Source organism: Bacillus sp. MZGC1 (assembly GCF_002998605.1).
Lineage (GTDB): Bacteria > Bacillota > Bacilli > Bacillales > Bacillaceae > Bacillus.
The window spans coordinates 507,825-532,663 of the sequence record NZ_PVRE01000001.1 but is presented as its reverse complement, the minus strand read 5'-3'; the positions used below and the strand labels follow the sequence as shown (position 1 = coordinate 532,663).

Genomic DNA, 24,839 nt, shown 5'->3' with positions numbered 1-24,839 from the left:
CTATTTCATGCAATTTTTCGGCATGTCCAAAAGATTGACAGGTCCATATTTACCTGCATTTATCATACCATACCTTCCTTCATTTCCAAAGAATTTGCAATGATTTCGCACAAAAAACCCGCCCCTTATGAAGGGAACGGGTTTACTTTTTTTAGGTTGTTTTTAGATCAGATTAAGCGTTTGGCTCAATGAGTCCATATTTGCCATCATTTCGGCGATAGACCACATTGGTCAAATTTGTCTCAGCATTTGTGAAGACGAAGAAACTATGACCTAACATGTTCATTTGAAGAATGGCCTCTTCGCTATCCATCGGTTTTAAATTGAAACGTTTTTGTCTGACGATTTCTGTTTCATCAATTTCTTCGTCATCTTGAACAGCTACATCAGCCGTCCCATTTCCTCCAGCAAATAAGTGTTTTTTGGCACCTTGCTCGCGGAATTTACGGTTTACTTTTGTTTTGTGTTTTCGAATTTGACGTTCTAATTTACTGGCTGCTAGGTCTACTGCATTGTACATATCTTCATTATGCACCTCAGCTCGAAGTGCTAGATCAGTCATTGGAATGGTAACCTCAACTTTAGATTCTTGATCATTGTAAAACTTCAAGTTCACGTTGACTGAAGCATCTACGTCTGTTTCAAAATAACGCTCCAGCTTTCCAATTTTTTTCTCGACATGATCTCTTAGTGCAGGTGTTACGTCGATGTTTTCTCCTCTGACATTGTAATTCATGTAAAGAACGCCTCCTTTAAAATTAAGGATATGTAAACCTATTTCTACTTTTCCCTCCTTTTCTCCTGCTCAAACGTAAAAAAAATGTGAATATTCATTGAAATTTGTCGAATTTTGCGGTGCTTCAACTGTTGCTTGATAGGTGATGAATATATATTCGGCTCATTCTTGAAAAAGACCAGCTCACGTTTAAATCGTGAAAGATGAAATGGATGTTTTCAGCGAATGAGATAAGGTTTTTAAATCTTCCGCCGCTGCTTTCATCTCTTCATTTGCCGCCAATGATTCTTCAACAGCAGCAGACATGTACTCCGTCTCTTCTGAATTGCGTTTGGCTCCTTCTTCAATGACCCCAACCGTCTGAGATATTTCCTCTGTACTAGCTGAAATTTGCTCTGCAGTGGCTGAAAGCTCCTCTGCTTTCATCGAAATATCACGAATAGATTCCAGGATTTCATGAAAACTCTGTTCAGACAATTGCGATACTTTCACACCTTCTGCTACATCCTGCTCAACCTTTGTCATCGAGTGTGATGATTTTTCAGTATCTTTGTTCACGTTCGCGAGTAATTGACTAATTTGATCTGTCAGCTGACTAGATTCTTCCGCCAGTTTCCTCACTTCATCTGCTACAACCGCAAAGCCTCTTCCATGTTCTCCTGCTCTTGCCGCTTCAATAGCAGCATTTAAAGCAAGCAAATTCGTTTGGTCAGCAATGGCATGGATATGACCTAACAAATCTTCAATGCCAGTAAACTGGGTTTGTACATGAGCCATTGTGGAATGGTGTTCATTCACAGACGCTTTTATAGATTTCATTTGTTTTACAAATTGCTGAATAAGTGCTGCACCCTCTTCAGCCTTTTCAGTCACTGAAATTGAGTGACCCGAAACATCGGATGTATGTTCAGCTGCATTTTGCATACCAGTCGAGACTTCTTGAATCGCAGAAGCTACTTTTCCGACCGCGTCTGATTGTTCACGTGAAGCTTCACCGACCTGTTCAATCGAACTAGACGTCTGCTCACTTGCCGATATTGTTTGATGAATGGTTTCCTCAAACTGAGCAGCAGAATCAGCTAATTGTCTTGATCCATTTTGCACCTGTAAAATGAGTTGACGTAAATGAGTCGTCATTTGATTAAAAGCGGTACCGAGTTGGCCAATCTCATTTTTAGAGGTCACTTCAATCTCTTCAAGTGTAAGATCACCATCTGCCATCCTTCTCGCGGCATTTGTGACAGAAACAATCGGCTTTGTCATACGATAAACGAATCTTGTCCCAATCACCAAAAAGCCAACAATAATGACCGCACTAACTAGAATGAGTGTGAATAGTAATTGGTTACTGTCTTGATTGAGCTGATTGATTTTCTGGTCACGTTGCTTCAACTGGGTTTGAGCAAATTCTTTTGTAAAGGTATGTATTTCTTGTTCGATAGGCTGTAATTCTTGACTGAGGCGGGTGTTGAATTCTTTTTGATTTTGCATACTCAATGAATTAAATAGTCGGTTCGTTGAGGTGTAGTAAAGATAATTTTTTTCTGAGATTTGATCTAATAGATTTTTTGCTTGTTTGACAGCGCTCATTTTTGAAGCTTCAGTTGTTTTCTTATTAATCTCTTCATATGTTTGCTCAATTTTCTGTAAATTTTCAGCATCTTGCACGACAACATAGGTTTTGATTTGCGCTTCCTGCTTTTGCAAAAGCGCCTCTAATTCCAGTGAGGTCTGATAAAGCTTCACTTCTTTGCTGAGAAGCGTCTTGTAGGATTGATCTGTTTTGTAATAGATAAAGCTTGAAAACCCTAAAATACTGACAAACAATACACATATGACAATAAGCCCAAACAAAAATTGATTTTTTAGTCTCATAATTTCCTCCGAATGGTCTGAATTGAACAAAAATTAATGAATGACATACGGCCTCATACAGGCATGTATTTCATCCATCCACTTTCTATATTCAGGTATAAAATATGATGTAAGGAATGATTGGAAGTGTATTGAAGGGAATGTATAGAAAGCTAGTATATCAAAACTTAAAAAAATTTGATCAAACGAACGAATCGTTTTGGCAAAGTGCTCATTTTCTATAATTGAAAGCAGAAGGGGATGTGTTGTCTCTAAATGAAAGAAGGCATGGATCAGATCATTAAAGATCCGATCCCCTTCAGTTTTAGCAAAATCCTTCTCAATTTCATCTAAATATTTTAGACTCTCTTCTATCGTATATAGAAGTTCATAATATGTGGTTAATAAAATATAGTCATCTGAACGATACGCCACAGGTCTCACCTAATTATTTCCGTTTATCGTAATATACGCCGTCACTCGTCATAGGCTGGTATGGATTTTGATAATTCAGCTGTTTCGTTTTCTTTTTTTGAATGGCTTGAATATCTGCTTTGATCCCATTTTGGATCACAGTTAATTGCTTCGCCATCTGTTGATCTGTTTGGATGATTTCTTTGATTTTCTCTTTTTCTTGATCCGTCAGCTCATGCTGAATATCTCTCATTAATTCGTCTCTCTCAATCAAAAAGGCATCAAAGTCTTCAACCAAGGTGTCACTTTGTGGATTTGCCGCTATTTCGGCTGCCATTTTTAATGTTTGGTCATGCAGCTGGTCCACAATACTCATAGAGATCCCCCGATAGAGTGATGGCGCCCTTTTCGATCGGTTTGAATAACTTCCTTCCATGCATCACGAAAATCAGTTACGTATTGCTCTACTTCATTCAACATCTCTTCGTCATTTTGAAGATTGGCTTCAATCAGTCTGCGATAAATGTAATCATACATACTTGCCATACTCTTTGATACGTCATAAGAACGATTTAAGGTAACATTTAATTCTTGAATGATGTTTTGAGCCTTTTTCAGGTTCACATTTCTCGTTTCTGCATCCTCTTTTTGAATGGCATACTTCGCTAGTCTAATGAACTTTAAGCAGCCTTCATAAAGCATAAGCGTCAACTCGGCAGGTGTTGCAGTCTCAATAGAATTTTTCTGATAGGCGGCATAAGGGTTCTTTATTGCCATATGTTATAAACCTCCAATTATTGTCCAAGCAGTTGAGAAAGATAGCCAGATTGGTTGTTTAGCTTTTGAATCGCGCTATCCATGGCGCTAAACTTTTTGTAGTAGCGGGTTTCAACCATTTTTAAACGATCTTGGAATGTATCCATTCGTTTTGTTAAAGAATCAAGGTCCTTACCAAGTCCGTATTCCTTTAATTGCATTGTTGTGCTGCCAGCTTTAGTTTGAATGCTCTTCGTGAAGGCTGATAAGGAATTTTTGATACGATGAATGATTCCTTGTTCTTGATATTGCTGCTGCGCTTTATCTTTATCTTTTGAATCCACATTTAGCGAACCTGACATAAATATTTGACTGATCTTCTGTGGGTCTTCTTCAATGGCTTTTCTTAGTTTCGGTTCATCAATGACAAGCTTTCCGCCATCTTTATATTTATCTGAAGTGGTAATTCCGATTTGTGTCATGTGAATTCTATTCCCATCACTTGTCGTAATATCAGCATAAAAATCACTTCTTATTTTAGAGGCACCACCTCGTAAAATGGAATCACTTCTCAGCAAGCCAGACTTCGCTGTCGTTTCCCATAGCTCCACTTCTTTGTCAGACATTGCTTTTTTCTCTTCAGCTGTTAAAGGATGATAGTCCCTATTTCTTTTTTCATTGACTTTGCCATTGACCTGCTCAACAAGTTCATTGTATTTATCAACAAATTGTTTAATTTTATCAAAGATTGTATCGACATCTGTTGAAACGTTTAAGCTGACAGGCTTATCGGTTGTCCCTTTAAGCTCGTACGTAATACCAGCTTGCTCAAATGTATTGTTGTTATTTTCCATTTTCAGACCATTAATCTCGTATTGTGCTTTTTGCCCTTGAGTGGTCGCAACTAATTTGTTATCTCCATCCACTTGGAAGCCTAATTGAGTGAAGAATGAAGCTGAATTACCATCAGCTGCTTTAATACTGACACCTTCTCCCGTTGTCCGTGAAGTGAGAGCGACCGTATCGACATAGTTTGATCCGTCAAAGATCTGTCCTTTGTAAGCCGTCACACCTAATTGCGAGTTGTTCAGCTTTTTCACGATGTCATCAATTGTATCGGTATCAGAAGTATTGATCGTCACCGTTTTCGGTTTTGTCGAATCTGGTGTCGTCACTTCGAATGTAAACGTGCCATTTGTTGGTGTAAATCCAGATGTACCAGATGATCTGAAGACGGAAGCTGTCGCTAATTGGGTGACATTGATTGAGCCAGAGGCAGCATTTGTTGATCCAGTTGCTGTGACAGCAGATTCATTTGAGCTTGTCACCTTTTTTGCGCCATATGTACTTGGACGCGTTAAGTTTAAACTGTTGATCAAATCATCTAATTCTTTGACTTTCGAGTTCACCTCGCGATAGCTGTCTCTTTGCCATTCAAGTGTTTGTTTCTGGCGTGTCATTTTATCAAGTGGTGCTTGCTCAGTTTTCATTAGCTTTGATACGATTTCATCAATATCAAACACATTTGAAAATCCAGTAATTCGATTGACCATTTTTTATGTTCTCCCTTCACTTACATTCTTTTATCTACAAATAAACCGACAATTTCTGTCATTGCCGCATAGAAATCAAGCCATTCCTTGGAAGGAATTTCTCTAATGACTTCTTCTGTTTGGTTATCTACGACTTTGACATAATATTCATTGAGTTTTTCATGTAATTCAAATTGCAGATGAAATTGAGTGGGTTCAATCAGCTTGTTTGCTCCTTGAAGCGTTTTTTCAATTTCTTCTTTTGAAACGACCTTGCCATTTGCTTGTAAATCAGAGTTTACATTGTCATTCTGGTTATTAGAAACACGGGTTTGAAATGCATCGATAATTGGCTCTAGCGATGTCAACTTACCAACAGACATAGTTATTCAGCTCCTGTGCTTTAATCTATCTTTTATATCGGCTTTGAATTTTCAAATTAAATATAGATGGACCGATTTGTTAAAGTTTCATATAGATGGTGAACATCCACACAGAAACGTGGAGAAGGATAGCTGAATCAGATAAAAAAATCCTCACTTTTTTTGTGAGGATAATTGAGAGAGGAGATCTACAGATAAACTCGCAGCACGACTGTTCTCTTCTTGAATAGACAGGTACACTTCTTTTCTATGAATATCAATGTGCTTAGGAGCCTCAATCCCGATTTTCACTTGATCGCCTTCGATTGAAATAATCTTGACTTCAATATCATCGCCAATTTGAATCGACTGGTTTAATTTACGCGAGAGAACTAACATGAGGATGCCACCTCTAACAAATGTTTTGTATGATAGGCTGAATCATGCAAAATCACCTGCTTGGCTTTCATGTTTTTCCGGTTCACAATAATAGGCGCTCTTAAATTGGCTGTCGTTTTTTCAATAGAAGATTCCATTGTTAAGATCACCATGACTTCCACATCATTGGCATCTTCTACTTCTAGAATATCTACGACCGTTTCGTCTAGATCGAATTCATATTGATTGAAGAATAAAAACGGACTGCTGACAATAAAGCCTAACTCTGCGTTTTTCAATGATTGAAGAACTAAAAATGGAGACTCTTCTGATAAAGGTAAAATGACAAACTGTTGTTGATCTAGAAATCCTGGTATTCCATTAGAGAAGTTGATGATTTGCTCCTCTTTGATTGTCATTTCACCATGATATTTTGTTTGAATGATCATAATTCACGACCTTTTTCATTTTTCTTAACTATACCTTATCACCATTTTGGCCCGTTTCGTCAACTTCTATTTTTAAATCTGGGTATTGTAACATATCAATATTGACCTTACCTGGCTGGTAGTTAACGATTGGTTTATGAGGCGTTGCCTCTATAATAGCTTTTTGAGGCTCCACATCAATTTGAAGCTCAGATGGCTGATAGTGAATTTTGACACTAAAGAATGAAGGGATCACACCAATGGTGAATTGTTTGGCTGGAGGGGTGCCATTGATTTTGGCAAACTCGGCAATTGCATTCCCACCATTCTCGATCTTGATGAGTTCACTGCCTTCTTCCGCTCTTCGGCCCATTCCCTCTCCAACAGCACGTTTCCCCTCAGCTGCCCATTCCTCAGATCGTCTAAAAATCGACTTGATATCCATATCGGCAAATGCTTCGGTTTGATCTATTGTTAATTTTGACGGTGTCCTTGTCATATTCATGACGGCTCTGGGCTGCTGAATCTCAAGGTCTGCTCTTGGCTGCTCTACTTCTTGCCGAGAAGGAGTTGTCGACATTTGCAGCTTTGCATAGGTTTGTTGCATTAACAATCTAGGGATTTGCATATAGGTACACCTCCATGATGCAAAAAAGCACCCAACGGATGCTTTTTATTATCTTAAGAAATCGACAAGGGATGGCTGAATAACTTTAGCCGTCGTTGCTAAAGCAGCTCTATTCACAACCTCTTGTTGAAGAAGATCAATAATTGCTTTTTCACTTTCTACATCTTCATTATCTGATTTGGCATTTTTCAGTACTTCGAATTGTGAAGTCAAGCGGCTGCCTACTAAGTCAACACGATTTGAACGGGCTCCTAGGTCCGAGCGCTCAGCACTCATCACTTCTTTAAACTGATCGATACTTCCTAACGCATCATCAGAATTTGCGAACGTTCCATTTTTCAATGAGTTTTCTAAATCCGTCAGCATTTCAATGACATTTTGACCGCTGGCAGACTGTCCACCAAACGCTGAAATTGGATTTGAGTTCACATTTAAAGTGATACCATCAGAAATGTTCGACTTAACGGCATTTGCATCTGTATAGTTTTCAAAGTTAAACGTAAACGTACCATCTGCGTTCTCGACAACTGGTTTGACATTTGTATTCGTTCCATTAAATACGAATTTACCTAACATCTGAGTGTTCATTGCGTCAATGATTTGTTTCTTCATCTGGCCAATTTCCACTCCGATAGCTGCTAAATCTTCTGGCTGCTTTGTTCCGTTAGCCGCATCAAGCACTTTATCTCGTACATTTGACATAATATCAATGATTTCAGTGACACTTGTTTCAGATGTATCAATCCAGTTTTGTGCTTCATTTAAGTTTTTTTGATATTGTTCATTTCGAAACATTGCTGTGCTATATTGAAGGCTTTTTACTGCTGCAACGGGATCATCAGACGTTTTTGTGAAACGTCTCCCTGTTTGTGCTTGCTCATTTATTTTAGAAAGTTTTTCATAACTTTTACTAATATTACGAAGTGAGTTTTGAGAAATCATACCTTGTGTGACTCGCATCAGCTATACCTACCTTCCTACGACACCCATGCCGTTTATTACTTTATCCAATATTTCATCTTGTAATGTCACAACTCTCGCAGCTGCATTATATGCATGCTGAAATTGGATCATATTCGTCATTTCTTCATCAATGGAAACAGCACTCGTCGACATTCTACGTTCATTGGCTGAATTGACAAGAGCGGCTGAACTGCTTTCTAGCGTCATGTTCTTTTTCCCTTGAATCCCCATCTCAGCAATGACATTTTGGTAGTAATCCTGGATCGTCGTTGTATTGCCGCCGATTGGTAACTTTAAGTCTTGTATATTTGCTAATTTTGTAGCATTCGAACCGTCACCTTTTGTTTGATTGAGAGATGCTGCAATATTATCTGTTGATGCTAAAATGACATCACTCACTTTGATACGAGCTGCTAAGCCTTTATTCAATTCATTGTTATTCTCAATATCAAAGAAGTCTTGTCCACTTGTGCCATTTAACGTGTACCCCTGCTTATGCACATCGTTAAATGTATCCATAAATACTTGTGCTACTTCATCCAGCTCTGCAAGCATATCCGGATACATGCCTTTTTCAGCACCATTTGACATGTAGCCATAAGCCTCAACAAGTGCTTTTACTTTACCATTCACTTGAAGCTGATCTGCTGCAATGGTTGTTGTTCCGAATTGAAGTGAGTTAACAAGTCCCGTTGTATTATCATAGGAGATTTGCAGTTCAGATTTTTCGTTCGTAATGCCATTCAAAATCGTTCCAGCAGATTGTCCATTTGCACCGATAATGTCGATGTTGACAGTTCCTTCAGCAATTTTGAGTGCATTACCGCCAGATGGATTGTAGCTCACTTTAATATCAACAAGTGAGGATAATTGATCTACCAAAGCATCACGCGTATCATAAAGATCATTTGGAAGATATCCGTTTGGCTCAACTGCTGCAATCTGTTTATTCACTTCATCTATTTGAGATAAAATAGTGTTCACATTTTTAGCTGTTGAATCGAGTTCTGTTTTTAAATTCTTTTGTATCGTTGTTAAAGAAGAATTAAGTAAACGGAATTGATCTACTAAAGCCTGTGCACTTGTTTTAACAACTGTACGCGCAGAAGCTGTATCGGCATTTTTTGTTTCGGATAGGACCTGTAGTGATTTCCAAAGGTTATCAAAAGCTCTGTTTAAGCCTTCATCCGTCAAATCATTCATAACTCCCTCCATTTGCGAAAGGGCATCAGATTTTGTTGAGTAGTAAGACAAGTTATTGTTATGATCTCTGAATTGCAGATCTAAAAAGCTGTCTCGAATTCTTTCAACGGTTCCAACTTGAACTCCTGTCCCCATTTGGCCATACGTCTTGCCGTCATAAACTGAAATGACTGGATAAGGATTATCTGCTTTAAAGGTAACTCTTTGTCTTGAGTAGCCATCCGTATTTGCATTGGACACGTTGTTTGATGTGACATAAAGCCCTGCACGCTGGGCTGTGATTCCTCTTTTTGCCGTTTCTAGACCCATGAATGTAGAACCCATTGGTATCCTCCTTGTTTACGCCTTTGAATCAAACAAAGCCCTCTGCTGTTTAGGCTTTGAACTCTCAAGACCATTTTGTCCGTAATTCATATTTTCTTTATTAGGGTTAACGAGATCGAATGTCAGTGAAATAAATTGAAGCGACTGCTGAATGAGCTGTTTGTTCAGTTCATTTACATCTTTCAGTTCCACCATGATGTCATTTAATTTGTCATATAACGAAATGAGCTCTTCTTGATCCGAACCTTCAGCCTTTTCGATACACGCGGTGATGGTTGGCGGTTCATCACTTTGTAAAAATTGAACTGTGGCTTCAATTCGTTTTTCTTCTAATTGAGAAATGGCTTGAATATATTTTTGCTCTAAATTCAGAACCTCTGAAAGAGCATCAATCTCATTGCTTTTCAGCATTTCTGTTTTATCCTTCGACAGCTTCAAAAGCTGTTCATGCAATCCATAGAGACGATGCAGCTCTTCAATGATTATTTTAACTGACATTCACGCTACTCCCTTTTGTTATTGTTGTTTATAAAAATTCAGCATTTTATCAGCAATGCCTTTTGTATCTACTTGATATGTTCCGGCTTCAATGCTTTTTTTAATTTGGTCTATTTTATCTTGGCGTTCTTTCATGATATTCGGCACCTTTTGCATTTCGATTGCCTTTTTAGAAATTTCGACTTTATCAGTTGATTTTGCTTGATTTGATTGCAACGTTTGTTTCTCATATGTTTTCTTGTAAGGATTTACTGGTTGTGTTCCATATCGATTAATTTTCACGGGATTCCTCTCGCTTTCCGTTACAGTCTGTCTTGATTCTATCCATTTTATCGACCAAACTGCAACTTAGTTTAGGGAATCAATCGTTTTTAGGATTAATGGCATAATAGGTGTCTTTTTTCCTAGATTCAATCTCCCTTTTACGCTCTTCTTCTTGATTCATTTGACTCATTTGCGAATGAATATCCTGTTCACATTGGCTGCACAGCTTGTTTTTTCTGATCGGTTGGCCACATCTTTCACAAGGATAGTTGATATTCGGAAATTGACTAATTTGAAGTCTTTTCAAACGGATAAATTTCAAGATTAATTCTTCAGCAACTTCTGTTGCATCTACTATTTCAGCAATGGTTGATTGTCTATTACTTTGCTTTCGCAAGAATTTATAAACGATATCAAAAGAACGTTCTTCTTCTTCGAAGCATTTGTTACAAACCGTTTGGATGGTGGTTTTTAAAAATAGCTGATTACATTGTGGACAGTTTGCCAATTGATTCATAACCAAAACCCCTTACGTTATTTTCTCTTCTTATTATCGGTTAATTATCCTGAATTTTAACTACGGATCAACGTAAAAGAGGAAACACTTTTGGCACCTGCTTCTTTTAAAATTCTTGCCGCATCATAAATGGTGGCCCCCGTTGTATAGATGTCGTCAATTAAGATAACATCCCTTTGAACGATCGCATCTGTCTGCTTGATTTGAAACATTCTTTTTTGATCTAAACGTTCATTTTTCTTTTTCTTAGACTGCTTGCTTTGATGTATTTTCACAAGCGGCTGCAGGATCGGCTGACCAATCAAGGAAGCAAGTATGACTGACTGATTAAACCCTCTTTCCTTTAGCCTTTCTTTACTTAAAGGAATCGGGATCAGCACAGGTTCTTTAATTGAAAAGGAGCGCTTAAATACTGCTTGGACATCTTGTTTAAAAAGCTCAGCTAAAGCTGTATCACCTCGAAATTTAAAGCGGGAAAGGACATCTTTCATCAAATCGTTGTAAGCATAAACAGACCTATTTTTCACAAGTACTGTAGTAGAATCAGGGCGTTCTTTCCACCTGGAACAGTCTTGACATAATTGATCATTCGACTGTGCTCTCCCACAAGCTGGACAAATCGGGCGTTGAATTTTTTCTAGGTGATGCTTACATGCTATACATAGATGATCATCATTTAATAGAAGTAATGATTTCCATGTAAAAGCAGCGACAAAATGCCCCTCACAAATTAGGCAGATCAATTGTTATCCTTATTTATCGGCAGACGATTTTCGCATCTTGGAAATGTGGTGACCTTTGAAGCAGCTTCTGTCAGAATGACCAGCATGGCCGTATTCTTCTGTTTATCCACCATCTCGGATTTACTGTAAGATATTTTATCGATATCTGTTATATACTGAGGCTTCACTTGATTTAGTGAAATCGCTAATACATCTTCTATACACTTTTCACAGTGACAAATCATGTTTAATTGGTTGAGATATTGATAGAGGATTTCCTTGAGTAGTATTTCTTTTGCATTGAGTAGCATATTTGTCTCTCCTGCCATTTGTGTATTGTGAATATAAATGTACCATGAAATTTAGTTGGGCCCACATTATTTTTCAGAAAACTCTTTTGCAGCTGTATCATTCATTTTTACGATATGCTTCTTTGCTTGTTTCATACTTCTCGTTAAACCAAAATGAAAAAAGATAACATCTCCTTTAAAAAAATCGGGATGTCTACCTGCTCTACCAGAAATCTGAACAAGTGCACTCTCTGTAAAGATAGTAGATTCCGCACCTAGTACCCCCACTTGAACATTTGGAATGGTAACGCCTCTTTCTAGAATGGTGGTTGTAACTAGTACATCGTATTTATAATCTCTGAAGTGCTGGACCTTTTGTTTCCTGTCTGGATCATCAGCAGACACCCCCTCCACATTTAAGCGGTGTTCTCTAAGGACCTTCGTTATCTTCTTCATGGTCGAAATAGAAGGAACAAAAAGTAAAATCCTTCTCTTCTTTGTGATATGTTTCTGCATCCAATTCATTACTTTAGGTGGGAGCTGGTTCTTTTTTAATTTCTTCTTCCAATGTCCAATCCATTGAAAGGACGGGACAGGTAACGGTTGTTGGTGAAAGCGCAGAGGAATTTTTATGGCTTCTAGTTGTCCACGAGATACATCTCTTTTCATTTTCTTAGAGGGCGTCGCACTTAAATAAACCCTAACCCCTTTCTTTCTCATTGCCTTTAAAACAGCAAATTGGAGACGTTCATCGATTGAATAAGGAAAGGCGTCGACTTCATCTATAATAAGCACATCAAATGCAAGTTTGTATCTCATCAACTGATGAGTTGTGGCGATCACTAGCGGTGCTATTTGGAACCTTTGAGGACTTCCTCCATAAAGAACAGCTATTTTCATTCCTTGAAATGCTTTTTTAAGCCGCGGCTCTAGTTCAAGGACAACATCTGTTCTAGGTGTCGCAATGCAGACGCTCATTCCTTGATGTAAGGCATATTCAATTCCGTGAAAAAGCACCTCTGTTTTCCCTGCCCCGCAAACTGCCCAGATGAGTAGATCAAATTTGTTTTTTATCGCTTCGATCAATTTTTCTGACGCCCTTTTTTGTCCTTTAGACAGATTTCCCTGCCATGTTAATTCCGTATGACATGTTTCTTCCATTTGTGGACCCGTCCATTCATAAAGAAAGCCACATTCCGTTGTTTTCCCCATCATGATGCATGATCTACAGTACACACAATCTTTTTGACACATGTCACACGGAGTGTGGGCAAAGTACCGCTTTTTTGATACACCACATCTACAGCAAGTAAGACCATTTGCTTTCCTCTCAATAGCAGGTGTTCGGATGACTAACCCTTTCTCCACCAGCCAATCCAAATCGGACTGTGAGCATCTTGTTTCAGCGGTAAGCAGGTGGCGTGACTGCAGTTGCTGCCTTAGTTCCATTGCTTTGTCCATGTTCAATTTCACCAAACACCTTTCAACTGATGTTTGCCTATTATGCGCAAAGACATGACCTTTCGTCCAACAGCTAAAATAGAAAAACAAAACCCCTTTTCTATTAGAAAAGAGGTTTTTTAAGATTTATCTAATCACCCAGCCAAGAGCTATAGAGCCTTCGCCTAGATGAGTGCCAATCACGGCACCAAAGTAGCTTTTATAAAATTCAACATGAGGATACTTTTCTGATAAGTGCGCAATTAAGTCGTCTGCTTCTTCTTCTCTATTACCATGTATCAGTGTTGCTCTCATCGGGACACCACGTGATGCATCTTCGTCAAATAATTCAAAAATACGTGAAATGGCTTTTTTCCGTGTACGAATCTTCTCAAAAGGGACAATTAGCTTGTTGTCAAAATGCAGTATAGGCTTTACCTTTAAGAGGCTCCCAATAAAAGCCTGAGCACCATTTAATCTGCCGCCTCTTTGTAAATGAGTTAAATCGTCTACCATAAAATAAGCTCTCTGATTCTCTTTCAGATAATTGAGATGGGCTAACACTTCTTCTAGAGAAGCACCACCTTGGATTTTTTCAGCAGCTTCTATCGCATAAAAACCTTGCGCCATACAGCTAGTTTCTGTATCAAACGGATAAATATCAATCCCGTCAACTAGGTCATTTGCTGAGGCTGCACTATTATATGTTCCACTAATTCCGCTTGAAAGGTGAATACTAATCACGGCATCGTATGTTTCACTTAGTTTTTCATATAATTCTATTAACTCACCGAAAGCAGGCTGAGAGGTGGTTGGAAGGTCTTTATGCTTTTTGACTTCTTCATAATATGTCTTCCAATCCATTTCTATTTCTTCACGGTATGATTCGTTGCCAAAAATGACATTAAGAGGGATCATATGAATATGATGTTTATCACGCAGTTCTTGTGGTATATAAGCAGTACTGTCTGTTACAACGGCTATTTTCATTCTTAAATACCTTCCTTATCCGTTAAGTTGCTCTTTTTTATTTTCAAAGAATGATCATTGTTATTCATTAGATTTATAATAGTAATCAAAAAAGCCTGCCTAATCAATAGGCAAGCCCGTTATATCCGAAAAAGACTCCTTATCTACCTATCATTTCTCTCCAATTAACATGTGAGAGAACCAAAAACAGGCGAAAAAGGAGTACTTGTCCGGAACATTATCTCATTTCTACCCAGCCGTTTTTAATTGCTACAACAACAGCTTGTGTACGGTCGTTTACATTCATTTTTTGTAAAATGTTACTCACGTGGTTTTTGACTGTTTTCTCACTAATAAAGAGCGACTCACCAATTCCTCTATTGCTCTTTCCGTCAGCTAACATTTGAAGAACTTCGCACTCACGTCTCGTTAAGATATGAAGTGGTCTGCGAATTTCAGGATATACCTCGTGCTGCGGATGTGCTGAAACGCCACTAGTCGCTAGGCGTCGGAATTCATTTACTAAGTTATGAGTAACTTTCGGATGTAAATAAGATCCTCCGTCAGCTACGACTTTCACTGCTTCAATGAGCGTGTCTGCATCCATTTCTTTTAACAGGTAGCCTCTTGCCCCTGTTTTCAATGCATGTGTCACATAGTTTTCATCGTCATGAATAGATAGAATAATGACTTTTGATTCGGGATAAAGCTCAACTAGCTGCTTTGTAGCCTCTACACCATTTACATTCGGCATATTAATGTCCATAATGACAACATCCGGATGATAGTGTTCTACGATACGTGCAGCTTCGTCACCGTCGTCTCCTTCTGCAACTACTTCAAAAGTAGGTTCAAAATCTAAAATCCGTTTGACACCTTCACGGAATAATTGGTGATCATCAATAATTACAATATTTACTTTAGTCACAAGCTACGCCTCCCCATGTTTATTGTTCTACACCTGAACTTTATGGTCAATATGTCTTTTGTCTCTATTTTACAATTTTATTTTGCAATGTTAATGGCACGCGAATCATGATGAATGTCCCTAGACCTATTTTTGAGTCTATGGTCATTTTACCTTCCAGTAAGTCTACGCGTTCTTTCATGCCAAGTAAACCGAAGGATTTGTTTTTGTTTGTTTTCACATCTTTCATATCAAAGCCTTTTCCATCGTCTTTGATAATTAACGTGACAAAGTCTTTCGTCACTTCTACTTTTACAGAGATTTCTTCAGCTTCGGAATGCTTTAGTGAATTTGTGACAGCTTCTTGGGCTAGTCTAAACAGTGCCACTTCAAATTGAGAAGCAATTCTTTCGCTTTCTGTATCCCCTAGGCATTGGAACGTAATCTTGGTTTTTCCATCATACTCTTCGATTGTGTTTAAATATTTTCTTAGCGTCGGAATGAGACCCAAATCATCTAAAGCCATTGGTCTTAAATCATAAATGATTCTTCTCACTTCGTACAGAGCATTTCGCACATTCTGTCTGAGACTTCTAATTTCTTTAAAGCCTTCTTCTGTCCCACGGTCTCTGAAAATCCGTTCAATTAATTCGGAACGCATCATCACGTTTGCCAGCATCTGGGCCGGACCGTCATGAATTTCCCGGGACACCCTTTTGCGTTCTTCTTCTTGGGCTTCAATAATTCTTAGTCCAAAATCTTGTTTTGCCTGAGCATCTTCAAGTAACACGCCAACTTGGCGTAAGTCCTGATTGAGATAGTTGAGAACAACTGTGATCTGACTCACAAGCGTTTCAGAGCGTTCAATGACGTCTTGCAGGCTTAACAATCGTCTTTCCAGATCGTCTCTTCTTTCTCTCAGCTGCTTTTCGCGCTGCTGGATCATGGTGAGTTCCACTTGTAGATTATGTGCTTTTTCGTAGGCCTCCCGTATTTCTTCTTCGCTAAATTTGTTGAAGTTTCTGCTGACCTCAGATAAGCGATTTCTAGCATGTCTCGTATGGACTTCGAGTTTATCCCCAAAATCAATTACTTCGTTTACTTGCTGCTTGATTTGCTTCAGCTCTTCTACTAGGCTTTCATATTGTTGACGGGACTGTTCGCCTATCCTAAATACTTCGTCCTTGCTGCCATCAACTGTACTTAGCATTTTCATGATGATTGAATCCAATAATTTCGGATCCATTTTAGGTGTTGTCATGGCTTTTCCCTCCCGTAACAGTGATGTCATCTTTTTTTATTATAAATGTCATTGATCTGCATTTTATGTCGAATTATAATGAAAGAATGCGTATAAATCATGAAGTTTTTATGACGACCCTTTTTCCGCCCCTATCATCATAACAAAATACGCTGTAAAATTCTAAAATCAATGCAAATTTTCTCTAGTCTTACAATTTGCTTGTCAGGAGGGTAAGTCTTTTGCTGAATCGCTATCTTACAGTAAAAAGTCGTGGCGAGCATGAGATCGTCATTGAAAAATCACGTTTTATTTGTCATATACAGCGTGCTGTCTCAGAAGAAGAAGCACAAGCATTTATACAATCCATTAAAAAACAACATTGGAATGCCACACATAATTGTTCTGCCTATCTCATTGGAGAACATGACCTGATTCAAAAAGCGAATGATGATGGTGAACCAAGCGGTACAGCAGGTGTGCCAATGCTTGAAGTGTTAAAAAAACGGAAGCTGAAAGATACAGTCGTAGTGGTCACTCGTTATTTCGGCGGTATTAAGCTAGGCGCCGGTGGATTGATTCGTGCCTACGGAAAATCTGTATCAGAAGCCATCAACCATGTTGGTATGGTAGAACGCTGTTTAATGCGTACGATGCACACAACAATAGATTATACATGGCTTGGAAAGGTAGAGAATGAGCTTAGAGCCTCATCTTTTCAGCTAAAAGAAATTCATTATGCAGAAGATGTTATTTTTGAGACGTATGTAGAAGAAACACAAACAGAGCAGTTCATTGAATGGATGACTGAGCTGACAAATGGAAAGAGTGTTACAAAAGAAGGCGAACTGATTTATTTAGAAAAGGACATTGGTCCGATAAAGGAGACAGATGAATGGCACAACGAGTAAGAGTGCGTGTACGAAAGAAAAAGAGTAAGAAGAAGAAAATTTTCAAACGTATCCTGGTCTTATTTTTACTTCTTATCATCTGCATGGGCGGATTTGCAGTATATAAAATAGTCAATACACTTCAGGCTGCTGACAAAACATATGATGAGCTAGACCGAGGAGAGAAATCGAAGCTTCGTGATGCGGTCATTGATATTAAGAAGAAACCTTTCTCTGTACTATTTGTCGGAATTGAGGATTATGCCACAGATGGTGATCATGGCCGTTCAGATTCACTCATTGTCGCAACGATTAACCCTCAAGACAAAACGATGAAAATGGTTAGTATCCCTCGTGACACACGCGTACAGCTTGCAAGTGACACGACAGGAAATAAAGAAAAGATCAATGCAGCATTTGCTAAAGGTGGAAAAGACGAGACGATTGAAACTGTCGAACAATTCTTGCATATTCCGATTGATAAATATGCAACCGTTGATTTTGACGGATTCAAGGATGTTATTGATGAAGTCGGCGGAATTGATATCGATGTTCCATTTGACTTCAATGAAAAAAGTGATGTGAAAAAATCGAAAAAGATTTACTTCAAAAAAGGCAATATGCATTTAAACGGGGAAGAAGCACTTGCTTACGCGCGGATGAGAAAACAAGATCCACGCGGTGATTTCGGACGTAATGATCGTCAGAAACAAATTTTACGCGCAATGATTGATCAAATGTCGAAGGCAAATAACATTGCGAACGTCGATAATATCGCTAAAGAAGTAAGTGATCACATTACAACCAACTTCCGTATCACAGAAGGTCTTGCGCTTCAGCAAATCTACAGCGGATTTAAAGGAAACGACACAGAAACACTTTCTATTAAAGGAACAGACCTTTATTTAGGACCAAATCGAACGTATTACTTTGAGCCAGATCAAACCAATCTAGCTAACGTACAAAATGAATTACGGACGCATTTAAAGCTTCCTGCTGAATCCTCGAGTGAAACAGATTCACAAACCAATCCACCCTCTGGTGAAACAGGGTCAAGTGATACAACTAATCCTTCGACCAGCACACCAGGACAATAATAAAAACAGCCCAGTTCCTAGGAACGGGCTGTTTTTTATTGTCTTTTCACCATTCGTTTATAGAATTTCGTAAATGGTTTGAACTCTTCGTTGACCAAACCCGTGACTTCCGCAATCACTTGCATAAACATTACCAGTAAAAAGATAATGATGAGCGATAACCAAATGGTGGCGCTTGTCAGCAAAATCGCACTTAAGCTAAAGACTAAGCCAATCATGTAAATCACGATAACCGCCATGCGATGGGACAAGCCAAAGGCCATTAGTCTATGATGAATATGGGATTTGTCCGGCGCTGAAATCGGCTGTTTGTTTAATATGCGTCTAATGATTGCAAAGGTCGTATCAAATATAGGAACACCTAGAATGATCACAGGGACAACGACGCTAAACAAAGTGACACTTTTGTATAATCCTAAAAGTGACAGCACCGAGATCATATACCCTAAAAATAGCGAACCGGTATCCCCCATAAAAATCTTCGCTGGATGAAAGTTGTAAAAGAGAAAGCCGATCGTACTGCCAATGACGACAAGAGATAAAGAAAGAATCAGAATCTTATCAGCAGAGAATGCCATCACTGCAATCGTTGATAAACCGATGACAGAAATACCGGCAGCTAGTCCATCAAGACCGTCAATTAAATTAATGGCATTTGTGATGCCGACAATCCATAGCACGGTGAGGGGATATGCCATCCAGCCTAACTCAATTCGATCTGTTAAAAAAGGAACAGAGAAAAAATCCATTTTTAAGCCTGTGCTCACAATCAAACAAGCAACAAGAACTTGTACGAGAAATTTAAATTTTGCACTTAAATTATATTTATCATCAAATATACCTAAAATGACGATGAGTACGGCACCAACTGAAATTGCTGTAATTTTATTATGTAGAAACAGCCCGCCTGCTAATGCTCCAGCCGCTACCCCAATAAAAATTGCCAAACCACCCATTCGAGGCATTACTTTATCATGAACTTTTCGTTTATTCGGCTGGTCCACTGCACCAATCTTAATTGCAAACTTTTTGACGATTGGTGTCACAATTAAAACTGTAGCCAGAGAGACAAAAAACGCTAATAAGGCGCGTTCGTAATCCATAGGTCAGTCTCCTTCTAAATTGAAATCTGTATTTTGTATATTGGCCGCTCTTTCCATTATACAATTGAATAGAGGATGATCACAAGCTCCCCCGGTGAAGAAGAAACAAATAAAAACGCACAATCCCGAATGAATTATGCGTTTTCTTTAATATTCGTTAGTTCCACCATGTTTGTGAACAGCGCGTGCCAATCTTTTTTCATTGCACGGCTTTGTCTTAGATGTCTATAGGTCGTGTCGTCTTTTTTGCTGATCACTTTCAGGCAGGCTTCTACGAAGAGCGCAGGATCATCGCCCTCTAAATATTCATACACATCCTTCTCTTTTAGCCTTTCCGTTGACGGGAGATTTAAACCGACAACCGGTATTCCAGCTGCTAAAAATTCATAAAGCTTGAGAGGGAACACCGCTTGATTGTAAGGGGATTGTTTGTATGGCATCATGCCTACATCAATCAGCTTCATATAAGCAGGTACTTCTTCTGGTGCAACAGCTCCTGTCCAAATCACATTTGGCAGTTTGAGTGCATGCTGAAAAGATGGATCTCCATTCGTTCCATCCGGACCGACAAATAAAAATGTCCAATCAGGCCGCATGCGAGCAGCTTCAGCCATCATGTCAAAATCGAGCTTTGGCTTGATTCCTCCGATAAAACCAAGCACGGTTCCTTCTCTTCCTTCCAGCACATCTTCTTTACATGGAAGATTGCTTTTCGCAAATACATCGTACTCGACGCCATTTTCCACAGTAAACACATCTTTCGGTTCTCCCATAAGACGTTTTTTGATTTGATCGTGTAAATATTGAGAAGAGCATGTAATGCTGTGTGCGTATTTAATGATTCGATTTTCTGCTTTGACAATGACACGCTGCCTCATATAAGAAAGAATGTTGTGTTTGCCGCTTATCGGCTCTCCCCACAGGTCACTGCAATCATAGACAATGTGTTTCCATTCAAATAAGGAAGATAAGAGCGGAAAGCCCGGAAACGTATACCATAAACAAACAGCAATCCCCTTCATTTCCTCCATCCGCAAATGCTCAAGAAGAGGGGACAATTTATGAATATAGAACATGTCTTGATATCGGCCAAAGCGAAATAATTTACTCTTGAGCACATCAGGAATGGCCAATTGCTTCATTCGATCTGTTATGGGCTGAAAGGGAGCTGTATGACGAGATGATGACGGGCATACCCAGATGACCTCTTTCGTTTCCGGATCAGATGCTAAAAATTCGGCCAACCGATGCCGTCTGTACCTCAGTCCGTCCTGTCCCCATTCTCCCGTCGCTACGACAACATGTATGATCGAGTCTGCTTTCACCTTTATCACCTTTTTTCCCTTCTGTTTATAAGCGCTTCTTCACAGCATTTGTCGCATAGTGCATAAAACACCAGGACGCTTTGACAAAATGAAGCTGCTCAATTTCTCTGTAGACAAACCACGTTTTTTTCGCTGCTTTCCACTTGTTGCTAGAGATGGAGTTTCCAACGATGCGATATTCACTGAGCGGTTCGCTCATACCATAGGCTGTAAATCCTCTTTTTAATATAGACAGCCATGTAGCTAAATCCTGCCTTGTGCGAATGTTCGGCATTTCCACATGTCCTACCTTTTGAAGATCAAGCATGACCGTTAAACAGCCGATAATGGTATTTTTCAAGGCTTCATTATAATCTAATCTCGCTGGCGCAGTGACGGTTTTTTCTAACGGTTCTCCATTTTCTGCAATGATGTCATATGCCGTAAATGTAAAGGCATAATCATTTGTCAGCATGAAGTCTACCTGTTTTTCAAGCTTCGTCTCTTTCCACTTATCATCGCTGTCTAAAAAAGCAATAAAGCGCCCTTTTGCCTGGTTGATGGCTGCGTTTCTAGCAATGGCAGCTCCCCCATTTTCCTCTAAATAAATGACGTTGATTCTGTCGTCCGCTTGACTTAAATCCCCTAATAGCTTTCTCGTTCCATCTGTAGAACAATCATCTGCAATGATCAGCTCCCAATTGGAATAGGTTTGGGCAAGGACGGAATGAACTGTATCCGTTAAATAACGTTCCGCATTATACGCCGGTGTAATGATGGATACTAACGGTTGATTGTTCACCTAAGACTCATCTCCAGTTCATCATTAAGATTCTTTGAACACTTCGGGTAAGACCACAAACATGAGCGAGATGCTAAAGCCAATGACAAGCCCAAGCAGTGCACGTTTTTTGGCTGACATGCCTTTATTGCCCTCATCAAGTACTTGTGCAGGATCGACAATCTTTGCCTGCTTCATTCCAAGCTTTGTCGACTCCAATTCATATAAGAATCGTTCTTTATCGACTTTGGAATCATTGCTGACAGATTCGTCTTCAAGAGCAGCTAATCTACTTTCAATCACCTGCTGCCTTTTTGTAAATAATGCTTTGTCTTGCTTAAGAAATGTATCCGACACCTGCTTCACGACAGCCAAAGCGCGATCCTTATTGGCATCTGTGAAAGACAGCTGTAATTGTGTATCTGATTGATTGGTAAGGATGAGACGGGTTTTCACATCCTGCCTTTCTTCTTCTTTGACATCACTGAGTGCTTCATTTAGAAATGCATCGCTTTTTAATAGAGATGTCACTTCTGCCATATTGTTATACACCCCATCATCATATTTACCAAGAGTGAGGGTAACAGCAGCTGTGTAACTGGACTGCTGCGTAGTTCCTTTAGCAAAAAAGAAACCAAAGGCGCCTAATATGACAGGCAGCAGGATGAGCCATACGATGTACTTTTTGATTCGCTTCCCTATCCTAGATATGAAACCAGACATGTTCATTCTCCCAACATTGACGTATTTGCTCTTTCACTAGTGTAGCCATACACACGCAGCATCACACACGGTTTACCACAGCTTGAGTCGTTGTTTATTTTTCAACATATTCACCGCTGCGATCACCAGTCCTAAAAATACCCAGTGGAAATATAAATTCGAGACGGAGCTAGGACTGATACTTGAAACGAGAAAGCTCAGCATGGCTGCAAACAACCCCTCAATGATCATTTTTGCCGATCTTGTGTCAGCCCATTGGTATTGTTTGTACAGTGTGAACATGAGATAGGCGTATACTGAGATATAGCCCAGCATGACTGCAAACCCAAAGTTCGTCATCAATTCCAGCAGCCAATTGTGCACTTCTACGACCTGGTCTGTATCAAAGATCGAAAAGTGAGCTAAGTAGTAAGACACATTCCCCGCTCCAACCCCGAATCCGTATGAATTCGTAAAGAAGTGCCAAGCATTTTTGATCAAATTCGCTCTCGCGATGTTAGACGGGAGTGGTTCACTAAAAGAATGTGCGACCTGAGAAGCGAGAAACAAGTCATAAAAAACCGAATAAATCTTGGCTGAAAAGACAGCGATACCGATGACTACAAGTCCGCTTGCTGCAATGATTGACCACTTTTTGAGAAATCGCGGCAGCAGCAGCCATACATAGACCGCCACTCCTGCAAATATGCCAAGCAGACTGGCTCGGGATTCGGTTAACAAAATGAGATACAGTGCGGCGATTGCCCCTAATAATCCAAACGCTTTGATATAACCGTTTTTCATTTGACGCATGCACGCTAGATATAAAAAGAAACTAATCGATAAAAACGTCGCAAAGTCATTTTGATTAAAAAAGACAGATGTAGGATAGTGCTGTTTATACGCTGGTCCTAGATACAATGAGGTATTCGGTAAATGGTTCAATGTAAAGTGATTATAGAAACCAATCCCCATCACAAACACAGTCATGACCAGCCAAATGCTATAAAAGGTCACCACTTGATCCATTCGCTGAATGAACATGACGACAAGAAAGACAAACCCCATCCCCATTGCAAGCAGGGACATATATTTCAGGCCGTCTGTGACCGAATGAGCCCAAAGCAGTGAGATGAGCCCGTAAAGAAACCATGCAGCGAAAAAACCAAGAATTCCTTTGACACGAATCTGCTGCCACTGCGATATGTACGTCCCCTTATCTCTCATCCGCCATATGAATAAAGCAAAGACGGCGATAAGCATAATACGGTAGAGAAAAAGACTAAAGAATCCGGCACTAATAGAAAAGAAAGCGTTGTTGAGAAAAGTCAATGCAATCAAAAGATAGATGGCTGACATGAAGATTTGCTCACCATTCATGTATAGCTTCATCAACACGAGAGCAGCCGACAGGATCAAAAGTATAACCGGAACAGCCACCATCTTCTTTAACCCGACGGGCTGGGCGGTTGCCATTTGTACAAGCCCGATCCCTGCTGCAAACAAAATACATCCAATCATGATTTGCCATGCTGTTTGTTTCACACTCATACCCATTTTCCTCCTAAGCAACCCATCCGATTTGAGGGATTAAGCCTTGACTTCCTGTTCATAGTAGGAAATGGTACGAGCCAAACCTTCCTGTAAACTCACAACAGGCTCCCATGCTAAGACTTGTTTCGTTTCCTCATTTGCCAATGTACTATGCACAATATCTCCTGCACGCTGCGGCTTGTAAATTGGTTCAAGATGCGACCTCGTCACCCGCTTCATCGTTTGAAACAGCTCATTCACAGTGATCGAATCACCACATGAAATATTTAAACAAACGTTTGATTGAGCTGTTAAAGCCGCAACATTCGCTGCTGCTAGATCACCTACATAAATGAAATCTCTTGTTTGTTCCCCGTCTCCAAAAATGAAAGGAGCCTCATCTTTTGCAAACTTATCAGAGAAAATAGAGACAACTCCACCCTCGCCAAGTGCGTCTTGTCGCGGACCATAAACATTGCTGTACCGTAGAATACAATAGTCCACATCATACAGTGATTTTGCCATTTCTAAGTATCGCTCTACTGTGAGTTTCGCTAACCCATAAGGCGAACCAGGCTTTAGCCGGTGAGCGGTATCCACTGGCAGATACACTGGATCTCCATAGACAGCTGCTGATGAGGCAAATACCACTTTCTTGACACCAGCCTCTGAAGCCGCTTTGATCACATGCAAAGATCCTTTAATATTCACTTCTTGATCATATATATAATCATTGACCGATACTGCGACACTTACTTGTGCAGCAAGATGAATGATGTAGTCTGGTGCGATTTGTTTAATGATTTCAATCACTTCTGGTTTTGTTACATCCTCTTCAATACATGGAACAGATAAATGTGCAATATTTTCCTTCCTACCTGTTGAAAAGTTATCAAGCACGATGGCTTCATATCCCTTTTCTATTAATTTTTCAACAGTATGTGAACCTATAAATCCACTACCTCCAGTAACCAATACTTTCTTCATCCAAGTTCCTCCTAAAA

At 39.4% G+C, this 24,839-nt stretch carries 29 protein-coding genes; 2 read left to right on the top strand and 27 right to left on the bottom strand.

All coding sequences use genetic code 11. From position 1 onward, the window contains the following. Nucleotides 1–172 precede the first annotated feature (172 nt). The 21 genes from hpf to degS all read right to left on the bottom strand — a co-directional run bounded on the left by hpf (nt 173) and on the right by degS (nt 16,446). Nucleotides 173–736, bottom strand: a complete 564-nt coding sequence (gene hpf / locus C6Y06_RS02630; protein ID WP_003213481.1) for a ribosome hibernation-promoting factor, HPF/YfiA family — start codon at nt 734–736, stop codon at nt 173–175. A gap of 189 nt (nt 737–925) precedes the next feature. Further along, nucleotides 926–2,611, bottom strand: a complete 1,686-nt coding sequence (locus tag C6Y06_RS02625) for a methyl-accepting chemotaxis protein (protein ID WP_106036483.1) — start codon at nt 2,609–2,611, stop codon at nt 926–928. 33 nt (nt 2,612–2,644) lie between these two features. Next, on the bottom strand, nt 2,645–3,025 hold the full coding sequence (locus C6Y06_RS02620; RefSeq protein WP_034660137.1) for a DUF8042 domain-containing protein: 381 nt from the start codon (nt 3,023–3,025) through the stop codon (nt 2,645–2,647). A gap of 13 nt (nt 3,026–3,038) precedes the next feature. Beyond that, nucleotides 3,039–3,380, bottom strand: a complete 342-nt coding sequence (gene fliT / locus C6Y06_RS02615; RefSeq protein ID WP_106036482.1) for a flagella biosynthesis regulatory protein FliT — start codon at nt 3,378–3,380, stop codon at nt 3,039–3,041. After that, nucleotides 3,377–3,781: a flagellar export chaperone FliS gene (gene fliS / locus C6Y06_RS02610; RefSeq protein WP_106036481.1), complete on the bottom strand. Its 405-nt coding sequence runs from the start codon at nt 3,779–3,781 to the stop codon at nt 3,377–3,379. The genes fliT and fliS overlap by 4 nt, the downstream gene beginning before the upstream one ends. 17 nt (nt 3,782–3,798) lie before the next feature. Then, complete coding sequence (locus tag C6Y06_RS02605) at nt 3,799–5,313, bottom strand: flagellar hook-associated protein 2 (RefSeq protein ID WP_106036480.1); 1,515 nt, start codon at nt 5,311–5,313, stop codon at nt 3,799–3,801. A gap of 20 nt (nt 5,314–5,333) precedes the next feature. Beyond that, nucleotides 5,334–5,675, bottom strand: coding sequence for a flagellar protein FlaG (gene flaG / locus C6Y06_RS02600; protein ID WP_060597391.1), 342 nt, complete (start codon nt 5,673–5,675; stop codon nt 5,334–5,336). A 153-nt stretch (nt 5,676–5,828) separates the two neighbouring features. Continuing rightward, nucleotides 5,829–6,053, bottom strand: a complete 225-nt coding sequence (csrA, locus tag C6Y06_RS02595; protein WP_003212955.1) for a carbon storage regulator CsrA — start codon at nt 6,051–6,053, stop codon at nt 5,829–5,831. Further along, on the bottom strand, nt 6,047–6,481 hold the full coding sequence (gene fliW / locus C6Y06_RS02590; RefSeq protein ID WP_034660142.1) for a flagellar assembly protein FliW: 435 nt from the start codon (nt 6,479–6,481) through the stop codon (nt 6,047–6,049). The genes csrA and fliW overlap by 7 nt, the downstream gene beginning before the upstream one ends. A gap of 28 nt (nt 6,482–6,509) precedes the next feature. Continuing rightward, nucleotides 6,510–7,088, bottom strand: a complete 579-nt coding sequence (locus C6Y06_RS02585) for a DUF6470 family protein (RefSeq protein WP_034660143.1) — start codon at nt 7,086–7,088, stop codon at nt 6,510–6,512. 48 nt (nt 7,089–7,136) lie between these two features. Continuing rightward, a complete protein-coding gene (gene flgL, locus C6Y06_RS02580; RefSeq protein WP_066031682.1) occupies nt 7,137–8,048 on the bottom strand; it encodes a flagellar hook-associated protein FlgL in 912 nt (303 codons plus the stop codon). A 9-nt stretch (nt 8,049–8,057) separates the two neighbouring features. Then, nucleotides 8,058–9,578, bottom strand: a complete 1,521-nt coding sequence (gene flgK, locus C6Y06_RS02575) for a flagellar hook-associated protein FlgK (RefSeq protein WP_106036479.1) — start codon at nt 9,576–9,578, stop codon at nt 8,058–8,060. A gap of 15 nt (nt 9,579–9,593) precedes the next feature. Then, the gene (locus tag C6Y06_RS02570; protein ID WP_034660146.1) at nt 9,594–10,076 is read right to left on the bottom strand and encodes a flagellar protein FlgN; all 483 of its coding nucleotides are present in this window, start codon (nt 10,074–10,076) and stop codon (nt 9,594–9,596) included. 18 nt (nt 10,077–10,094) lie between these two features. After that, nucleotides 10,095–10,358: a flagellar biosynthesis anti-sigma factor FlgM gene (gene flgM, locus C6Y06_RS02565; protein ID WP_003213252.1), complete on the bottom strand. Its 264-nt coding sequence runs from the start codon at nt 10,356–10,358 to the stop codon at nt 10,095–10,097. A 79-nt stretch (nt 10,359–10,437) separates the two neighbouring features. Beyond that, nucleotides 10,438–10,857, bottom strand: a complete 420-nt coding sequence (locus C6Y06_RS02560) for a TIGR03826 family flagellar region protein (RefSeq protein ID WP_060597396.1) — start codon at nt 10,855–10,857, stop codon at nt 10,438–10,440. A 56-nt stretch (nt 10,858–10,913) separates the two neighbouring features. After that, nucleotides 10,914–11,600 carry a ComFC family protein gene (locus C6Y06_RS19985; RefSeq protein ID WP_189288297.1) on the bottom strand — a complete coding sequence of 229 codons (687 nt, stop codon included), beginning with the start codon at nt 11,598–11,600 and terminating at the stop codon, nt 10,914–10,916. Next, a complete protein-coding gene (gene comFB, locus C6Y06_RS02550) occupies nt 11,597–11,890 on the bottom strand; it encodes a late competence protein ComFB (RefSeq protein ID WP_060597398.1) in 294 nt (97 codons plus the stop codon). The genes C6Y06_RS19985 and comFB overlap by 4 nt, the downstream gene beginning before the upstream one ends. A gap of 66 nt (nt 11,891–11,956) precedes the next feature. Then, nucleotides 11,957–13,336, bottom strand: coding sequence for an ATP-dependent helicase ComFA (locus C6Y06_RS02545; RefSeq protein ID WP_142393300.1), 1,380 nt, complete (start codon nt 13,334–13,336; stop codon nt 11,957–11,959). Nucleotides 13,337–13,456: 120 nt separating this feature from the next. Then, complete coding sequence (locus C6Y06_RS02540; RefSeq protein WP_034660152.1) at nt 13,457–14,299, bottom strand: DegV family protein; 843 nt, start codon at nt 14,297–14,299, stop codon at nt 13,457–13,459. A 217-nt stretch (nt 14,300–14,516) separates the two neighbouring features. Further along, entirely contained in the window at nt 14,517–15,206 is a 690-nt protein-coding gene (gene degU / locus C6Y06_RS02535; protein ID WP_008348273.1) for a two-component system response regulator DegU, read from the bottom strand. Between the two features lie 64 nt (nt 15,207–15,270). Next, nucleotides 15,271–16,446, bottom strand: a complete 1,176-nt coding sequence (gene degS, locus C6Y06_RS02530; RefSeq protein WP_003213166.1) for a two-component sensor histidine kinase DegS — start codon at nt 16,444–16,446, stop codon at nt 15,271–15,273. Between the two features lie 221 nt (nt 16,447–16,667). On the opposite strand from degS, the gene C6Y06_RS02525 reads away from it, so the two are divergent. After that, nucleotides 16,668–17,336, top strand: coding sequence for a YigZ family protein (locus C6Y06_RS02525; RefSeq protein WP_012011434.1), 669 nt, complete (start codon nt 16,668–16,670; stop codon nt 17,334–17,336). Further along, on the top strand, nt 17,321–18,412 hold the full coding sequence (locus C6Y06_RS02520) for an LCP family protein (protein ID WP_060597401.1): 1,092 nt from the start codon (nt 17,321–17,323) through the stop codon (nt 18,410–18,412). The genes C6Y06_RS02525 and C6Y06_RS02520 overlap by 16 nt, the downstream gene beginning before the upstream one ends. A 35-nt stretch (nt 18,413–18,447) precedes the next feature. Here the strand turns inward: C6Y06_RS02520 and C6Y06_RS02515 are convergent, their stop codons facing one another. The 6 genes from C6Y06_RS02515 to C6Y06_RS02490 all read right to left on the bottom strand — a co-directional run bounded on the left by C6Y06_RS02515 (nt 18,448) and on the right by C6Y06_RS02490 (nt 24,822). Next, on the bottom strand, nt 18,448–19,515 hold the full coding sequence (locus tag C6Y06_RS02515; protein ID WP_034660156.1) for a glycosyltransferase family 4 protein: 1,068 nt from the start codon (nt 19,513–19,515) through the stop codon (nt 18,448–18,450). A 134-nt stretch (nt 19,516–19,649) separates the two neighbouring features. Next, a complete protein-coding gene (tuaH, locus tag C6Y06_RS02510; RefSeq protein ID WP_223251431.1) occupies nt 19,650–20,846 on the bottom strand; it encodes a teichuronic acid biosynthesis protein TuaH in 1,197 nt (398 codons plus the stop codon). A 19-nt stretch (nt 20,847–20,865) separates the two neighbouring features. Further along, nucleotides 20,866–21,621 (bottom strand): teichuronic acid biosynthesis protein TuaG, encoded by a 756-nt coding sequence (tuaG, locus tag C6Y06_RS02505; RefSeq protein ID WP_060597403.1) that lies wholly within the window; start codon nt 21,619–21,621, stop codon nt 20,866–20,868. Nucleotides 21,622–21,645: 24 nt separating this feature from the next. Continuing rightward, nucleotides 21,646–22,323: a teichuronic acid biosynthesis protein TuaF gene (gene tuaF, locus C6Y06_RS02500; RefSeq protein ID WP_060597405.1), complete on the bottom strand. Its 678-nt coding sequence runs from the start codon at nt 22,321–22,323 to the stop codon at nt 21,646–21,648. 72 nt (nt 22,324–22,395) lie between these two features. Continuing rightward, on the bottom strand, nt 22,396–23,853 hold the full coding sequence (gene tuaE, locus C6Y06_RS02495) for a teichuronic acid biosynthesis protein TuaE (protein ID WP_066031678.1): 1,458 nt from the start codon (nt 23,851–23,853) through the stop codon (nt 22,396–22,398). 39 nt (nt 23,854–23,892) lie between these two features. Continuing rightward, nucleotides 23,893–24,822 carry an NAD-dependent epimerase/dehydratase family protein gene (locus tag C6Y06_RS02490; RefSeq protein ID WP_106036477.1) on the bottom strand — a complete coding sequence of 310 codons (930 nt, stop codon included), beginning with the start codon at nt 24,820–24,822 and terminating at the stop codon, nt 23,893–23,895. Nucleotides 24,823–24,839 lie beyond the last annotated feature (17 nt).

Coding starts and splice junctions, on each gene's coding strand:
- fliW (WP_034660142.1), bottom strand. CDS start 6,481: ATGATCATTCAAACAAAATATCATGGTGAAATGACAATCAAAGAGGAG.
- C6Y06_RS02560 (WP_060597396.1), bottom strand. CDS start 10,857: ATGAATCAATTGGCAAACTGTCCACAATGTAATCAGCTATTTTTAAAA.
- C6Y06_RS02520 (WP_060597401.1), top strand. CDS start 17,321: ATGGCACAACGAGTAAGAGTGCGTGTACGAAAGAAAAAGAGTAAGAAG.
- fliS (WP_106036481.1), bottom strand. CDS start 3,781: ATGGCAATAAAGAACCCTTATGCCGCCTATCAGAAAAATTCTATTGAG.
- flaG (WP_060597391.1), bottom strand. CDS start 5,675: ATGTCTGTTGGTAAGTTGACATCGCTAGAGCCAATTATCGATGCATTT.
- tuaE (WP_066031678.1), bottom strand. CDS start 23,853: ATGAGTGTGAAACAAACAGCATGGCAAATCATGATTGGATGTATTTTG.
- hpf (WP_003213481.1), bottom strand. CDS start 736: ATGAATTACAATGTCAGAGGAGAAAACATCGACGTAACACCTGCACTA.
- flgK (WP_106036479.1), bottom strand. CDS start 9,578: ATGGGTTCTACATTCATGGGTCTAGAAACGGCAAAAAGAGGAATCACA.
- flgL (WP_066031682.1), bottom strand. CDS start 8,048: ATGCGAGTCACACAAGGTATGATTTCTCAAAACTCACTTCGTAATATT.
- C6Y06_RS02625 (WP_106036483.1), bottom strand. CDS start 2,611: ATGAGACTAAAAAATCAATTTTTGTTTGGGCTTATTGTCATATGTGTA.
- C6Y06_RS02605 (WP_106036480.1), bottom strand. CDS start 5,313: ATGGTCAATCGAATTACTGGATTTTCAAATGTGTTTGATATTGATGAA.
- comFB (WP_060597398.1), bottom strand. CDS start 11,890: ATGCTACTCAATGCAAAAGAAATACTACTCAAGGAAATCCTCTATCAA.
- tuaF (WP_060597405.1), bottom strand. CDS start 22,323: ATGTCTGGTTTCATATCTAGGATAGGGAAGCGAATCAAAAAGTACATC.
- C6Y06_RS02570 (WP_034660146.1), bottom strand. CDS start 10,076: ATGTCAGTTAAAATAATCATTGAAGAGCTGCATCGTCTCTATGGATTG.
- C6Y06_RS02490 (WP_106036477.1), bottom strand. CDS start 24,822: ATGAAGAAAGTATTGGTTACTGGAGGTAGTGGATTTATAGGTTCACAT.
- degS (WP_003213166.1), bottom strand. CDS start 16,446: ATGACAACACCTAAAATGGATCCGAAATTATTGGATTCAATCATCATG.
- C6Y06_RS02540 (WP_034660152.1), bottom strand. CDS start 14,299: ATGAAAATAGCCGTTGTAACAGACAGTACTGCTTATATACCACAAGAA.
- C6Y06_RS02515 (WP_034660156.1), bottom strand. CDS start 19,515: ATGGATTACGAACGCGCCTTATTAGCGTTTTTTGTCTCTCTGGCTACA.
- C6Y06_RS02585 (WP_034660143.1), bottom strand. CDS start 7,088: ATGCAAATCCCTAGATTGTTAATGCAACAAACCTATGCAAAGCTGCAA.
- csrA (WP_003212955.1), bottom strand. CDS start 6,053: ATGTTAGTTCTCTCGCGTAAATTAAACCAGTCGATTCAAATTGGCGAT.
- fliT (WP_106036482.1), bottom strand. CDS start 3,380: ATGAGTATTGTGGACCAGCTGCATGACCAAACATTAAAAATGGCAGCC.